Below are 14,995 nucleotides of genomic sequence, written 5' to 3'. Positions count from 1 at the left end.
GGCCCTCACGCCTCCGGCAGCGGCCGCAGCAGGTCCAGCAGCCGCGCCGCCCCGGCCTTCGACAGCGGCTCGTTGCCGTTGCCGCACTTCGGGGACACCACGCAGGCGGGGCAGCCGGCCGCACAGGCGCACTCGCCGATCATGTCGGCCGTCGCCCGCACCCAGGCGGCGGCGTCGTCGGCCCCGCGCTCGGCGAAGCCGGCCCCGCCGGGCGCGCCGTCGTAGACGAAGATCGTCGGCTCGTCGGTGTCCTCGTGGAGCGCCGTCGAGACGCCGCCGATGTCCCAGCGGTCGCAGGTGGCCAGCAGCGGCAGCATCGAGATCGCGGCATGCTCGGCGCCATGGAGGGCTCCGGGCAGCTCGGCGGGCTCGATCCCGGCGTCGCGGGCGGTGTCCGCGGGGATCGCCCACCACACCGCCTTCGTGGTCAGCGTGCGGGCCGGCAGGTCGAGGGGATGCTGCGCGAGCACCGCCTGCGTGTACACGTCCCGGACCTGGTAGCCGGTGACCTGGTCGGTGACGTCGACGGTGCCGAAGCAGAGGCGGACCCCGTGCTCCCAGGCGATCTCGCGATCGGTCTGGCGGATGCGGATCGTGGAGGCCGTCTGCGGATGCGTCGAATGCAGGGGGTCCTCGCGGTGGACGAAGGCGACGGCCTGCTCGACGTCGAGCCGGTCCACGACGAAGCTGCGCCCCTGATGCAGGTAGACGGCGCCGTCGTGCACCTGGGTGTGGGCGCTCGCGGCATCGACGGTGCCCAGCAGCGCGCCGCTGCCGGCCTCGACGATCCGCACGGGCTCGCCGCCGCTGCCGCGCAGGTCCGTGAGGTCGTGCGCCGACTCCGTCATCGTCCAGTACCAGCCCGTCGGCCGCGCGCGCAGCACGCCGCGCGCCGCCAGGGTGGTCAGCAGCTCGCGGGCGGTGGGCCCGAAGATGCCCTCCTCCCCGTCACGGATCGCGAGCTCCGAGGCCGCCGCGCACAGGTGCGGGGTCATCACGTACGGGTTCGCGGGATCGAACACGGCCGCCTCGACCTCGACCCCGAAGACCGTCTCCGGATGACGGACGACATAGGTGTCCAGAGGATCCTCCCGGGCGATGAACAGGGCGAGCGCCCCGCCGTCGGCGTCCTGCCGGCGGCCCGCCCGGCCGAACTGCTGCCACAGGGAGGCGCGGGTGCCGGGCCAGCCGGCGATGACCACCGCGTCGAGCCCGGCGATGTCGATGCCGAGCTCGAGCGCGTTGGTGGACGCCAGAGCCCGCAGCTCGCCCGAGCGCAGGTCGTCCTCGAGCCGGCGCCGCTCCTCGGCAAGATAGCCGCCGCGATAGGCCGCCACCCGCGGGACCAGGTCCGCGAGCGCCCCCGACCCCGTGGCCTCGGCCTTCTGGGAGAGAAGCCGTCGCGCGCCGGAGGCGATGAGCTCCGCACCGCGGCGGGAGCGGGCGAAGACGAGGGTCTGGACGTCCTCGCCGACGAGGTCCGCGAGCAGGGCGCCCGCCTCCACCGTCGCCGAGCGCCGCAGCGGCTCCTCGGAGCGCCGGCCGTCCGACGGCCCGTCGTCGTCGGCCCGTTCTTCGCCGGACCGGCCGCCCGACGACCGCCCGCCGTCGGCCCGTCGGCCGTCGACCGCGGTGTCGCGGGTCCCGGGCTCCCAGAGCCCGACGGTGAGGCCGGCCCGCGGGGAGCCGTCCTCGGTGACGGCCTCGACGTCGAGGCCGACGAGGCGCGAGGCGGAGAGCTCGGGGTTCGCGGTGGTGGCGGAGGCGAGGACGAACGTCGGCTCGGCGTGGTAGCGGGCGGCGATGCGGCGCAGACGGCGGATCACCATCGCCACGTGGCTGCCGAAGACGCCCCGGTAGCTGTGGCATTCGTCGATCACCACGAACTTCAGGGCCCGGAAGAATCCGGCCCACTGCTCATGGCCGGGGAGGATCCCGAAATGGAGCATGTCGGGGTTGGTCAGGACGATGCTCGCGTGGCGGCGGATCCAGCGCCGCTGCTCGCTGGGGGTGTCGCCGTCGTAGACCGCGGGCCGGGCGTCGCGGATGCCGGCGCCCTCCGCCATCGCGGCGATGTTCGTGAGCTGGTCCGCGGCGAGCGCCTTCGTGGGCGAGAGGTAGAGCGCGGTGGCGCGCGGGGACGCGGGATCGAGCTCGCGGGCGCCGATCGCGCTGAGCACGGGCAGGAGATAGGCGAGGGACTTGCCGGAGGCGGTCGCGGTGGCCAGCACGACGCTGCGGCCCGCGCGGGCGAGCTCCGCGGCCTGCTGCTGATGCGTCCACGGGGCGGTGATGCCGCGGGTCGCGAGGTGCTCCACGAGCCGGGGATCCGTCCAGGCGGGGAACTCTCCGCGACGGCCCTCGCGGGCGGGGACGTGCTCGACGTGCGTGAGGCAGTCCCGCCGCAGCAGCGGGGTCCCGAGGTCCCGCAGCAGACGGTCCGCCTCCCCAGCGCGCATCGTGCTCCTCCCGGCGATCTCGTGCTCCCCGGCCCGAGAACGCCGTCGATCCGGGTCCATAGGCCTGTGGCCAGCCCTCTCATGCTCCGTCGGGTGCTCGAGCTCTCGGGCGGCTGGTGCACAATCGTAGTCATGCAGTCCGATGCCCCCGCGGCTCCGCCGCGCGTGATCCTTCCGCTGGTCGAGCGCCTGCGCACCGATCTGCTCACCGCCGACTACACGGTCGAGGCGGTCGACGCCCTGCTCGGCGAGGTCGCCGCGGCGGCCCTGCGCCGCGAGAACCCCGTGCCCGCGCGCCGCGTCCTCGCCCGCGACGGCTCGCCGCTCGCGACCCTCCTGGGTGTGCTCACGCTCGGCGAGGTCGCCCCGCGCTCGCGCGTCGAGGCGGCGCTGCCGACGCTCGGCGCCGACGGCGCGATCGCGCTCGGCCTCCTCGCTCCGGCCGACGGCACCGACGCCGCAGCGGGCGTGGCCGACGGCGCCGACGCCGACGCCGACGCCGACGCAGCAGCCGACGCAGCCGACGAGGCGGGCGCTCCCGCCCTCGGTCCCGATGCACCGCTGCGCTCGACGGTCGACCTCTCCCCCTACAGCGCGCAGGACGATCTCGGGGAGATCCGCTGGTGGATCGCCTCCGACCCGTCGGAGCTCGCCACCGGGCGGGCCCTGCACCCCGAGCATGTGCTCGGCGTCGGCGGCGCCTCGCTGACGCTGGCCCGGATCACCCCGCGCGACCGCGTCGGCAGCGTCCTCGACCTCGGATGCGGGGGCGGCGTCCAGGCGCTGCATGCCGCGCGCCACGCGGATCGCGTCGTCGCGACGGACCTCTCCGAGCGCGCGCTGGCCTTCGCCGCCTTCAACGCGGCGCTCAACGAGGTCGAGATCGAGCTCCGGCAGGGCTCGCTCCTCGAGCCGGTCGTCGGCGAGGCCTTCGACCTGATCGTCTCGAACCCGCCCTTCGTCATCACCCCGCGCACCCGCCCCGCCGCGGGCGAAGACGACGTGATGACCTACCGCGACGGCGGCCGCGCCGGCGACTCCCTTCTGGCCGAGCTGCTCGCCGCGATCCCCGCGCATCTCGCCCCCGGCGGCCGCAGCGTGATGCTGGGCAACTGGGAGATCGCCGATGTCGAGGACCCGCTCGCGCATCCGCGCGCCTGGCTCGCGGACGCGGTCGCGGACGGCGTCGACGCCTGGGTGATCCAGCGCGAGAGCGAGGATCCGGCCCGCTATGCGGAGACCTGGGCCCGCGACGGCGGCGTGACCGACCGCGACGCGCGCTGGGCCGACCTCCAGGAGGCCTGGCTCGACGACTTCGCCTCCCGTCGGGTCGCCGAGATCGGATTCGGCTATCTGCTGCTGCGCCGTCGGCCGACGACCGGGCCGGAGCGGCCGGGCGTCCTGCGCACGGAGATCGCCGCCGGCACCGGCAGCGGCACCCTGTCCACCCATCTGACCGCCGCGCTCGCGATGATCGGGACGCTCGGCGCGCTGGACGACGAGGCCCTGCTGGCCTCCCGTCCCGTGCGCGCCGAGGACGTCGTCGAGCGCCGCCACCTCACCCCCGGGGAGTGGGATCCGATGCTCATCGAGATCGTGCAGGGCGCCGGCTTCGCCCGCTCGATGCCCGCCGATCAGATGCTCGCCGCGACCGTCGGCGCGCTCGACGGCACCCTCACGCTCGACCAGACGATCTCTGCGATCTGCGCGCTGACCGGCGACGACGTCGACGAAGCGCGCACCCGGACGCTCCCGCGCCTGCGCGAGGCGCTCGTCGGCGGGATGCTCGCCCTATGAGCGCCGCGAGCTCCGACGACACGGCGAGCCCGACCACGCCGACGGCAGAGCCGACGGGTCCCACGGAGCCGACGGGCCCGACGGGCGCCGCGCGGCCATCGGGCCTGAGCACCTCGCGGGTGAGCGCCGTCTCGGCCGCCGTCGCCGTCGGCCGCGTGCGGCCCTGGATCGCGCTGGCGGTGGCCGCGCTGTGCACGGCGGGCGTCGTCGTGTGCGCGCGCTTCGCCGTCGGCACCGCGAGCGGGCAGCGGCTCGACCAGCTGATCCTCTCGGGCGCGAAGACCGACGAGGGACGCCTGGCGACCTGGGCGGAGATCGCCGTCGGCAGCGTGAGCATGCCCGTGATCGCCGCCGTCCTCGTGCTCGCGACGCTGATCGCGCTGCTGCGGCGCCGCCCCGGGACGCTCATCCCGCTCGCGATCCTGGTCGCGGGCTCGAACGTGACCACGCAGGTGATCAAGCACCTGATCCTCGGCCGCGAGGTGCTGGGCCCGGGCATCGACATCACCCCCAACTCCTTCCCCTCGGGCCATACGGCGCTCGCGGCCTCGGCCGTCATCGCGATCGTGCTCGCCGCGGGCCGGGGCCGCTGGGTCTTCGCGATCCTCGGCACGCTGTGGACGGCCGGCGCGGGCGTCGGCACCCTGGTGGTCGGCTGGCACCGGCCCAGCGACGTCGTCGGCGCGATCCTCGTGGTCGCGGCCTGGACCTTCGCGGTGCTCGCGCTCGACGGCCTGCATGCCCGGCGCCGCGCGGTCCGCGCCCTGCAGCGGATCCGCGAGCGGCAGGCGGCCGACGCCGCCCAGGGGGTGCGCCCCCTGCGGGTGCGCCCCGAGCCCGCCCCGCGCGTCTCCGCCGCGGACACCGCGACCGCGGTGATGCTCGCCATGCTGGGCCTGTTCGCGGTCGCGGCGGGCGTCACATCCTTCGCCGCTCTCCGGCTCCCGATCGTGCTCGACGACATCGCCCAGCAGCAGACCGCCTTCCTCGCGACCTCCGGGCTGATCATCGGCGGCACGGCGCTGTGGCTCGCGCTCGTGCTGCTTCTCAGGGTCCCGAGGGTCCGTCGGGCGTGACCTCGTGAGCGTGTACCGTGAGCGGACGTCGGCGTCGAACAGGCGACCGAGCACTCCGATCTCCCTCATCACGGCCCCCACCGGGGGCTCCGAGGGCGGGCCGCGACGACGCGCGGCAGGGAAGGACTAGGCAACGTGACTGGTGGACGGCATCTGGTGATCGTCGAGTCCCCGGCGAAGGCACGGACCATCGGGCGCTATCTGGGGGACGACTACATCGTCCTGGCGTCCGTCGGGCACATCCGGGACATCCCGGTCCCGCGCGACCTCCCTGCCGAGATGAAGAAGGGCCCCTTCGGCAAGTTCGGGGTCGACGTCGAGCACGACTTCGCGCCGTACTACATCGTCAGTCCCGACAAGAAGAAGACCGTCGCGGACCTGAAGAAGGCCCTCAAGGACGCCGACACCCTCTACCTCGCCACCGATGAGGACCGCGAGGGGGAGGCCATCGCCTGGCACCTCCTGGAGACGCTGAAGCCGAAGAAGTCGCTGCCGGTCAAGCGCATGGTGTTCCACGAGATCACCAAGGACGCGATCCTCGGCGCCCTCGAGAGCACCCGCGAGATCGACTCCCACCTCGTCGACGCGCAGGAGACCCGCCGCATCCTCGACCGCCTGGTCGGCTTCGAGCTCTCCCCCGTGCTGTGGCGCAAGATCAAGCCCTCGCTGTCCGCCGGCCGCGTGCAGTCGGTCGCGACCCGCCTGGTGGTCGAGCGCGAGCGCGAGCGCATGGCCTTCGTCGCCGCGGACTACTGGGACGTCACCGGCACCTTCGCGACCGAGGAGAGCGCGTTCACCGCCCGCATCTCCACCGTCGACGGCGCCCGCGTGGCGACCGGCAGTGACTTCGCCGACGACGGCCGCCTCAAGCCCCGCTCGCAGGGCGCGGCCGTGCTCACCGAGGAGACCTCGAAGGTCCTCATCGAGGCGCTGACCGGCGCCCCCGCCGAGGTCACGAACCTCGAGTCGAAGCCGTACACGCGTCGGCCCGCCCCGCCGTTCACGACCTCCTCGCTGCAGCAGGAGGCCTCGCGCAAGCTCCGCCTCGGCGCCCGCCAGGCCATGCGCGTCGCGCAGTCGCTCTACGAGAACGGCTACATCACCTACATGCGCACCGACTCGGTGGCGCTGTCGGGCGAGGCCGTGAAGGCCTCCCGCGCGCAGGCCGCCGAGCTGTACGGCGCGCAGTACGTACCGGACAGGCCCCGCGCCTACCAGACGAAGTCCCAGAACGCGCAGGAGGCGCACGAGGCGATCCGTCCCGCGGGCGATCGCTTCCGCACCCCCGCCGAGGTCGCCGGCTCCCTCAGCGGCGACGAGTTCCGCCTCTACGAGCTGATCTGGAAGCGCACCGTCGCCTCGCAGATGGCCGATGCGAAGGGCACCACCTCGACCGTCGAGCTGACGCTGGCGCAGGCCGGGCGCACCGCGACCTTCCGCGCGGCCGGCACCGTGATCACCTTCCGCGGCTTCCTCGCCGCCTACGAGGAGGGCCGCGACGCCACCCGCTACGGGGCCGACGACGAGAAGTCCGACGACAAGCGCCTGCCGCAGATGACCGAGGGCCAGCGCCTCGACACCCGCGAGCTCGTGCCCGACGGCCACACCACCACGCCGCCGCCGCGCTTCACGGAGGCCTCGCTCGTGCGCGCGCTCGAGGAGCGCGGCATCGGCCGCCCCTCGACCTACGCCTCGACGGTCGCGACCATCCAGGACCGCGGCTACGTGCTGCGCCGCGGCACGGCGCTCGTGCCCAGCTGGGTCGCCTTCGCCGTGGTGCGCCTGCTCGAGGAGCACTTCGAGACCTACGTCGACTACGACTTCACCGCCCAGATGGAGCAGCAGCTGGACCGCATGGCCCGCGGCGAGCTGGGCCGCGAGGACTACCTGCGCGACTTCTACCTCGGCGACGGCGAGGACGGCCACCCCATGGGCCTGAAGCCGATGGTCGACTCCCTCGGCGACATCGACGCCCGCGCCATCAACTCGATCGAGATCGGCGACGGGATCACGCTGCGCGTCGGCCGCTACGGCGCCTACGTCGAGCGCGCCGCCCGCGACGAGTCCGGCGCCGAGATCGAGGACGCTCCCCCGCAGCGCGCCAACGTCTCCGACGAGGTCGCCCCCGACGAGCTGACCGTCGAGAAGGCCCTCGAGATGCTCGAGCGCGCCAAGGACGACGGCCGCGTGCTCGGCACCGACCCCGTCACCGGCCACGAGATCATCGCCAAGGACGGCCGCTTCGGCCCCTACGTCACCGAGGTCCTCCCCGAGCCCGCCGAGGGCGAGAAGAAGGTCCCCAAGTCCAAGCAGCCCAAGCCCCGCACGGGCTCGCTGCTGAAGTCCATGGACCTCTCGACGATCACCCTCGAGGACGCGCTGAAGCTGCTGAGCCTGCCGCGCGTGGTCGGCACCACCGCCGACGGCACGGAGATCACCGCGCAGAACGGCCGCTACGGCCCGTACCTGAAGAAGGGCACGGACTCCCGCTCCCTCGAGTCCGAGGAGCAGATGTTCACCATCACCCTCGAGGAGGCGGAGAAGCTCTACGCGCAGCCGAAGACCCGGGGTCGCGCGGCCGCGAAGCCGCCGCTGAAGGAGCTCGGCACGGATCCGACGAGCGAGAAACCGATCGTGATCAAGGACGGCCGCTTCGGCCCGTACATCACCGACGGCACCACGAACGTCTCGCTGCGCTCCACCGAGAAGGTCGAGGACATCACCCCCGAGATCGCCGTCGAGAAGCTCGCCGAGAAGCGCGCCAAGGGCCCGGCCCCGAAGCGTGCCCCCGCCCGCCGCACGACGACCGCGAAGAAGACGACCACGACCCGGAAGCCCGCGGCGAAGAAGAGCTGACCCGTCGGCGCCCGCCGGCACGCCCGGCGCCCGCCGGCACGCCCGACACGCCGACCCCCGGCACCCGGCCCCGGGCCTCCTGCGAGGACCTGCGACGACCCGGCACCTGCGACGGTGCCGGGTCGTCGCGCGTCCTGGACGCCCCTCCGTCACCGCTTCGCAATGTGCCACCCGTCACAGTCGGTCTACAGTGGCTGACGAGGCATCCTGTGCCTTTCCTGAACGAGCACCCCCGGGTCTACGAAGGAGTGACCATGGACAGACGCGTCACACGGCGGGCGGCCCTCACCGGAGCCGCCGCCACAGCGGCCGTCGGCCTCGCCGGCTGCCTGCAGAACCCCAGCCCCTCCGGTGCCTCCGGCGGCGGCTCCGAGCGCTACACGATGGGCGACACCCCCGGCACCGGCACCGTCACCATCCTCGGCAACTTCGGAGGCCAGGAGCGCGACGGCTTCGTCGCCTCCCTCGAGGACTTCCAGGCGGAGTCCGGCATCGAGATCCAGTACACGCCCGACTCGGACTTCACGAACATCGTCCAGCAGCGCGCGAACGCCGGCGACGCCCCCGACATCGCGCTGTTCCCGCAGCCCGGCGGCCTCTTCGACCTCGCCGAGAAGGGGCTCGTCGTCCCGATCGACGTGTTCCTCGACTACGACGCGCTGGCCTCGACGCTCATCCCCGGCTTCCTCGACTCGGCCCGGCTGCAGGGCCGCGTCTACGGGGCGCCGATGCGCATGGCCTGCAAGTCCCTCATCTGGTACCCGAAGAAGGCGTACCAGGAGGGCGGCTGGTCGGAGTCGCCCGCGACCATGCAGGAGCTCGGCGAGATCACCGACGCCATCAAGGCCACCGGCATCGCGCCCTGGTCCGACGGCTGGGGCGCCGAGCAGTCCACCGGCTGGGTCGGCACCGACTGGATCGAGGAGCTCATGCTCCGCGTGCACGGTCCGACGGTCTACGACGACTGGGTCAAGCACCGCATCCCCTTCAACTCCGAGGAGGTCGTGCAGGTCTTCGACATCCTCGGGGATCTGCTGAAGACCGAGGGCAACGTCCTGGGCGGCACGACCGCGATCCTCAACACCCCGTTCGGCGAGGCCACGCTCCCGCTGTTCGAGGACCCGCCGACGGCGATGCTGCTGCGGCAGGGCAACTTCGTCACCGGCTTCCTGCCCGACGACGTGCTCGCGAACATGGACGAGGAGGTCGGGGTGTACGCCATGCCGACCTGGGAGGGCGGCTTCGACGGCCAGCCGATCCTCGGCGGCGGCGATCTCGCGGCCCTGTTCACCCTCAACGACGACACCGTGAAGGTCATGGAGTTCCTGACCTCGGACGCCTTCGGCGGCGCCTGGGCCGGCGCGGGCGGCTGGCTCAGCCCGCATCGCACCTTCGACCTCGACCTGTACGCCGACGAGACCACCCGGCGGGTCGCCGAGATCGCCGCGGGCGCACAGGTGTTCCGCTACGACGGCTCCGACCTCATGCCGACGGCCGTCGGCGCCGGCTCCTTCTGGACCGGGATGGTCGAGTGGCTGCAGGGCACGAAGACCTCGCAGGAGGTCTGCGACGACATCGAAGCGGGGTGGCCGGCGTGAGCGTCGACGCCTCCGTGCAGGCCGCTCCTGCGCCCGACGCCCCCGGCGGCGGGGACGAGGCCGGCCCGGCGACCCGGGGAGGCACCTCCGCGCGTCCGCTGCGGGCGCTGCTCGGCCTCGTCGGCATGATCGTCACGGCCTGGTTCGTGTGCAACGCCTTCCTCGCCTTCGCGTACTACCCGCAGTGGTTCGCGAACTCCGGGCTCCTGATCGGCGCCCTCGGCCTCGTCGTCGGCATCGGTGGGGCGATGGTGTTCTTCTGGTTCCTCAACCTGTGCGTCGAGGGCTTCCCGACCCGCTTCTCCGAGGGCCTGATCCCCTACGCGTTCCTGCTGCCGTGCTTCGCGCTGATCACGATCTTCCTGCTGTACCCGACGGTGCAGACGGTCGTGTACTCCTTCGCGAACGACGACTCCACCGCCTGGACGGGGCTGGACAACTACCGGGCGATCTTCGCCAGCGGCGGGTTCTGGTCGGCGCTGCTGAACAACCTGCTGTGGATCCTCATCGTCCCGATCGTGACGGTGTCCTTCGGCCTCGCGGTCGCCGTCCTCGCCGACAAGCTCGGCTCCGGCGGCGAGAAGGCCGCGAAGTCGCTGATCTTCCTCCCCATGGCGATCAGCTTCGTGGGCGCCGCGACGATCTGGTCGCTCGTGTACGCCTACAGCAGCCCCGGCTCCGCGCAGACGGGCCTGCTCAACGCGATCGTCGTCGCCCTCGGCGGGGATCCGCAGCCCTGGTACCAGATCGACGCCGCCCGCCTGAACTCGATCCTGCTGATGGTGATCCTGATCTGGCTGCAGACGGGCTTCGCGATGGTGCTGCTGAGCTCGGCGATCAAGGCGGTCCCCGAGGACACCGTCGAGGCCGGCCGCATGGACGGGGCCGGCGAGATGCGGATCTTCTGGCAGATCGTCTTCCCGCAGGTGCGGCCGACGCTCGTGGCCGTGTTCATCACGGTGCTGATCCTGGTCCTGAAGGTCTTCGACATCATCTACGTCACGACCAACGGGCTCTACAGCACCGATGTGATCGCGAACCTGTTCTTCCGCAAGCTGTTCACCGACCAGCAGGCCGGCCAGGCCTCCGCGGTCGTCGTCGTGCTGCTGATCCTGGTCCTCCCGATCCTCGTGTACCAGGTGCGCAGCTTCCGTCAGCAGGAGGCGAACCGATGAGCATCCTGACCGGGACCATGAAGGACGGCCGCGCGCGATCCCCGCTCGCGATCATCGCGATGCCGATCCTGGCGCTGCTGTGGACCATCCCCACCCTGGGCCTGCTGGTCACCAGCTTCCGCAGCCGCGAGGCCGCCGCCTCCACCGGCTGGTGGACGGCCCTGTGGGAGGGCGGATGGACCCTCGACAACTACGCGCAGGTGCTCGGCGACCCCGGGATCTCCGGATCGCTGATCAACTCGGTGGTGGTGGCGGTGCCCGCGACGGTGCTGCCGATCATGTTCGCCGCCTTCGCCGCCTACGCCTTCGCGTTCATCTCGTTCCGTGCGAAGGACCTGCTGTTCATCATCATCGTCGCGCTGATGGTGGTGCCGATCCAGGTGGCCTTCCAGCCGATGCTGGATCTCCTGGGTCCGCGCGGGCTCGGGATCAACGGCCAGTTCGTCGCCGTGTGGCTGCTGCACACGGGCTTCGGCATGCCGCTGGCGGTCTACACGCTGCGCAACTACATGACCACCCTGCCGGGCTCGGTCGTGGAGAGCGCGAAGATCGACGGGGCCTCCCACTTCCAGACGTTCTGGAGGCTGATCGCCCCGATGTCCTCGCCCGCGATCGCCGCCTTCGCGACGCTGCAGTTCCTGTGGGTGTGGAACGACCTGCTCATCGCCAAGCTGTTCCTCGGCGGCGGCGCGAACCGCACGATCATCGTGAGCCTGCAGCAGATGCTCGGCACGCAGGGCCAGGGCGCCGAGCTGCTGACCGCGGGCGCGTTCGTCTCGATGATCATCCCGATGCTCGTGTTCTTCGGCCTGCAGCGCTTCCTCGTGCGCGGCATGACGGCAGGCTCGGTCAAGGGCTGAGCCGCGGGCTGGGCCGAGGGCTGAGGCGGGCGGGCCTGCACCGTCCGCGGAGCCCGACGGGCGTCCGCAGCACTCCTCCCCATCGCCGTCGGTCCCCAGGGGCCGACGGCGATGCTCTGCGCGACGGCCCGGCCCGATAGATTGGTTCCCATGAACGCGAGCGACGACGCACCCCTTCCGGGCGACGACGGGCAGCTGCTGCTCCCGACCCCCGCGACCCCCGATCCGGCGACCGCGCCGGGCCTGCGCTGGGCGGTGATCTCCCCCGGCCACATCGCCGGCCAGTTCACCGCGACCGCGCACCGCGCCACAGCCTCGCGCGTCGTCTCCGTGGTCTCGCGCTCGCAGGAGCGTGCGGAGGCCTTCGCCGCCGAGCACGGCATCGAGCGCGCCTTCGCCTCGGTCCCCGAGATGCTCGCCGCCGGCGGGATCGACGCGGTCTACATCGCCTCCCCGCACGCGCAGCATCACGAGCTCACCCGTCCGGTCCTCGAGGCGGGGATCCCGGCGCTCGTCGAGAAGGCCTTCACGCTGAACGGCGAGCAGGCCCGCGATCTCATCGGTCTCGCCGGCGAGAAGGGCGTCTTCCTCATGGAGGCGATGTGGGCGCGCTTCCTGCCGCACTACGACGTCCTGCGCCAGGTGCTCGCCTCCGGGATCCTCGGGGACGTCGTCGAGGTCGTCGCCGAGCACTCCCAGCACTTCCCCGCCGACCCCTCGCACCGCATGTATGCGCCGGCCCTCGGCGGCGGCGCCCTGCTGGATCTCGGCGTCTACCCGATCTCGTTCGCCCAGATGGTCCTCGGCGACCTCGATGACCTCGCGGTGCGCGGCGAGCGCACCTCCACCGGCGTCGACGCGACCGTGCAGCTGCTCGCCCGGGGCTCCCGCGGCGACGGCGCGGCCCGCGGCCGGGCCCGCCTCGGCTCGAGCCTGCTGACCCGCATGCCCAACGCCGCGCTCGTCGCCGGCACCGAGGGCACCGCCCGCCTCGACGGCACCTTCTTCGCGCCGACGGACCTCACCGTCTCGCTCTTCGACGGCCGCGAGGCCCGCTTCGCCTACCCGGGCGAGCGCGGCGACGGCATGGCCTACGAGATCGCCGAGGCCGCCCGCCGCATCACCGCCGGGGACCTCGAGTCGCCGCTGATGAGCTGGGCGGACACCCTCAGCGTGATGGACACGATGGACGCCGTCCGCGGCGAGCTCGGCGTGGTCTACCCCGGGGAGCGCACCCGATGAGCCTGCCCGATCTGCCCGGCCTTCCCGACCTGCCCGGCCCGCCCGACCTCCCCGGCGTCCCGCCGGTCCTGCGCGCGCCGATCCCGCGCATCCCCCGCCGCGGCGTCTTCATCTCCTTCGAGGGCGGCGACGGCGCCGGCAAGTCCACGCAGATGAGGATGCTCCACGAGCATCTGGTCACCGACCGCCTCGTCGACGCGGACCTCATCCTCACCACCCGGGAGCCCGGCGGCACCTCCCTCGGCCGTTCCCTCCGCGAGCTCCTTCTGCACGGGCAGGACGTCACCCCGCGCGCCGAGGCGCTCCTGTACGCCGCGGACCGCGCCCACCATGTCGAGACGCTGATCCGGCCGCATCTGGCCCGCGGCGGCCTCGTCCTCGCCGACCGCTATCTCGACTCCTCGATCGCCTACCAGGGCGCCGGGCGGGATCTGGACTCCTCCGACATCGCCGCGCTGTCGCTCTGGGCGTCCGACGGGCTCCTGCCGCAGCGCACGATCCTGCTGGACGTGCCGCCGTCGGCCCTGGACGCCCGCCGCGCGACCGCGGAGCACGACCGCCTGGAGGCCGCCGGCCGGGAGTTCCACGAGGCCGTCCGCGAGCAGTTCCTGCGGCTCGCCGCCGAGGATCCGGAGCGCTTCGCCGTCATCGACGGCACCCTCTCCGAGACCGAGGTCCATGAGCAGGTCCTGGAGTCCGTCGGCGAGGTCCTGCACCTGTTCGACCCGACCTTCGAGCAGCCCCGACCGGTCTCCCACCGGGACGAGCTGTGACCGCTGCGGGGGTCTGGGCCGACGTCGTCGGCCAGGAGGCCGCGCTCGCGCAGTTCCGCCGCGCGGTCGACGGCACCGCTCCCCTCGCGCAGGCCTGGCTGATCACCGGTCCCCCGGGATCGGGGCGCTCGACCGCGGCGCGCGCCTTCGCGGCCGCGCTGCAGTGCGAGCTCGGCACCGGCTGCGGGCAGTGCCGCGCCTGCCGCACGGTCCTGGCGAACACCCACCCGGACGTCACCGTCGTCGCGACCGACAAGCTCTCGATCGCGAAGGAGGAGGTCCGTTCGCTCGTCATGACGGCGCAGCGGGCCCCCGCCACCGGCCGCCACCGCGTCCTGATCATCGAGGACGCCGACCGCATGAGCGCCGGCACCTTCAACGTGCTGCTGAAGTCGATCGAGGAGCCGCCGCCGGCGACCGTGTGGATGCTCTGCGCGCCCTCCGCCGAGGACCTCGCGCCGACGATCCGCTCCCGCTGCCGCCTGGTGACGCTGTCGGTGCCCTCCTCGGAGGTCGTCGCCGAGCTCCTGATGCGCCGCGACGGCATCGCCGAGGACCTCGCCGTGCGCTCCGCCCGCGCCGCTCAGGGCCACATCGGCCTGGCGCGACGCTATGCGACGCAGCCGGGCGCGCTCGAGACCCGCGAGGAGGCCGCCCGCGCGCTGCTCTCCCTGCGCGGCACCGGTCAGGCGGTCCTCGCGGCGCAGCAGCTCGTGGATCGTGCGACCGCGGAGGCGAAGGAGACGGCCGACGCCGTCGCGCAGCGGGAGAAGGAGCGCTTCCTGCGCTCCGCCGGCATCGAGGACGGCAAGGTGCCGCCGTCCCTGCGCTCGCAGGTCCGACAGCTGGAGGACGATGCCAAGCGTCGGCAGACGCGACTGGTCCGGGATGTCCTGGACCGGTACCTCCTGGACGCGCACTCGGTGCTCCGGGACGTGCTGACCCGCCAGATCGGCTCCGGCAGCGCGCTCGTGAACGTGGAGATCGCGGGCGACGTCGACCGGGCCGCGCAGGCGGGCGCCGGGACGATCACGCTGGACCTGCTCGACGCCGTCCAGGAGACGCGCACGCGGATCAGCGGCAACGTGCCGCCGCTGCTGGCCCTCGAAGCCCTGCTCTCGAGGATCGCCACGACCCTGCGCTGAGCGCGCCGGACGGG

At 72.9% G+C, this 14,995-nt stretch carries 10 protein-coding genes; 9 read left to right on the top strand and 1 reads right to left on the bottom strand.

Annotated features, from left to right (window positions below):
• Positions 1-5: 5 nt before the first annotated feature.
• A complete protein-coding gene (locus tag ACXET9_RS10190) occupies positions 6-2,459 on the bottom strand; it encodes a DEAD/DEAH box helicase (protein ID WP_457886475.1) in 2,454 nt (817 codons plus the stop codon).
• A gap of 132 nt (positions 2,460-2,591) precedes the next feature.
• Between ACXET9_RS10190 and ACXET9_RS10185 the strand changes: the two genes are divergently transcribed.
• The 9 genes from ACXET9_RS10185 to ACXET9_RS10145 all read left to right on the top strand — a co-directional run bounded on the left by ACXET9_RS10185 (position 2,592) and on the right by ACXET9_RS10145 (position 14,981).
• On the top strand, positions 2,592-4,256 hold the full coding sequence (locus ACXET9_RS10185; RefSeq protein WP_457886474.1) for a DUF7059 domain-containing protein: 1,665 nt from the start codon (positions 2,592-2,594) through the stop codon (positions 4,254-4,256).
• Complete coding sequence (locus ACXET9_RS10180) at positions 4,253-5,332, top strand: phosphatase PAP2 family protein (protein ID WP_457886473.1); 1,080 nt, start codon at positions 4,253-4,255, stop codon at positions 5,330-5,332. Before ACXET9_RS10185 ends, ACXET9_RS10180 begins: the two co-directional genes overlap by 4 nt.
• A 135-nt stretch (positions 5,333-5,467) precedes the next feature.
• Positions 5,468-8,188: a type I DNA topoisomerase gene (topA, locus tag ACXET9_RS10175; protein WP_457886472.1), complete on the top strand. Its 2,721-nt coding sequence runs from the start codon at positions 5,468-5,470 to the stop codon at positions 8,186-8,188.
• 254 nt (positions 8,189-8,442) lie between these two features.
• Complete coding sequence (locus ACXET9_RS10170) at positions 8,443-9,786, top strand: ABC transporter substrate-binding protein (RefSeq protein ID WP_457886471.1); 1,344 nt, start codon at positions 8,443-8,445, stop codon at positions 9,784-9,786.
• Positions 9,783-10,961, top strand: a complete 1,179-nt coding sequence (locus ACXET9_RS10165) for a carbohydrate ABC transporter permease (protein ID WP_457886470.1) — start codon at positions 9,783-9,785, stop codon at positions 10,959-10,961. The genes ACXET9_RS10170 and ACXET9_RS10165 overlap by 4 nt, the downstream gene beginning before the upstream one ends.
• Positions 10,958-11,821 (top strand): carbohydrate ABC transporter permease, encoded by an 864-nt coding sequence (locus ACXET9_RS10160; RefSeq protein WP_457886469.1) that lies wholly within the window; start codon positions 10,958-10,960, stop codon positions 11,819-11,821. Before ACXET9_RS10165 ends, ACXET9_RS10160 begins: the two co-directional genes overlap by 4 nt.
• Before the next feature lie 150 nt (positions 11,822-11,971).
• Positions 11,972-13,063, top strand: coding sequence for a Gfo/Idh/MocA family protein (locus ACXET9_RS10155; protein ID WP_457886468.1), 1,092 nt, complete (start codon positions 11,972-11,974; stop codon positions 13,061-13,063).
• A complete protein-coding gene (tmk, locus tag ACXET9_RS10150) occupies positions 13,060-13,836 on the top strand; it encodes a dTMP kinase (protein WP_457886467.1) in 777 nt (258 codons plus the stop codon). Before ACXET9_RS10155 ends, tmk begins: the two co-directional genes overlap by 4 nt.
• A complete protein-coding gene (locus tag ACXET9_RS10145) occupies positions 13,833-14,981 on the top strand; it encodes a DNA polymerase III subunit delta' (protein WP_457886466.1) in 1,149 nt (382 codons plus the stop codon). The genes tmk and ACXET9_RS10145 overlap by 4 nt, the downstream gene beginning before the upstream one ends.
• The last annotated feature ends 14 nt before the right edge of the window (positions 14,982-14,995 follow it).

This window comes from Brachybacterium netajii (SeqCode), from assembly GCF_054114245.1.
Note: the sequence above shows the minus strand (reverse complement) of the source record. Positions and strands in the feature narration are given on the sequence as shown.

Excerpts from the sequence above, each read along its gene's own strand:
- ACXET9_RS10190 (WP_457886475.1), bottom strand. The coding sequence starts at position 2,459 with ATGCGCGCTGGGGAGGCGGACCGTCTGCTGCGGGACCTCGGGACCCCG.
- ACXET9_RS10185 (WP_457886474.1), top strand. The coding sequence starts at position 2,592 with ATGCAGTCCGATGCCCCCGCGGCTCCGCCGCGCGTGATCCTTCCGCTG.
- ACXET9_RS10180 (WP_457886473.1), top strand. The coding sequence starts at position 4,253 with ATGAGCGCCGCGAGCTCCGACGACACGGCGAGCCCGACCACGCCGACG.
- ACXET9_RS10170 (WP_457886471.1), top strand. The coding sequence starts at position 8,443 with ATGGACAGACGCGTCACACGGCGGGCGGCCCTCACCGGAGCCGCCGCC.
- ACXET9_RS10160 (WP_457886469.1), top strand. The coding sequence starts at position 10,958 with ATGAGCATCCTGACCGGGACCATGAAGGACGGCCGCGCGCGATCCCCG.
- ACXET9_RS10155 (WP_457886468.1), top strand. The coding sequence starts at position 11,972 with ATGAACGCGAGCGACGACGCACCCCTTCCGGGCGACGACGGGCAGCTG.
- tmk (WP_457886467.1), top strand. The coding sequence starts at position 13,060 with ATGAGCCTGCCCGATCTGCCCGGCCTTCCCGACCTGCCCGGCCCGCCC.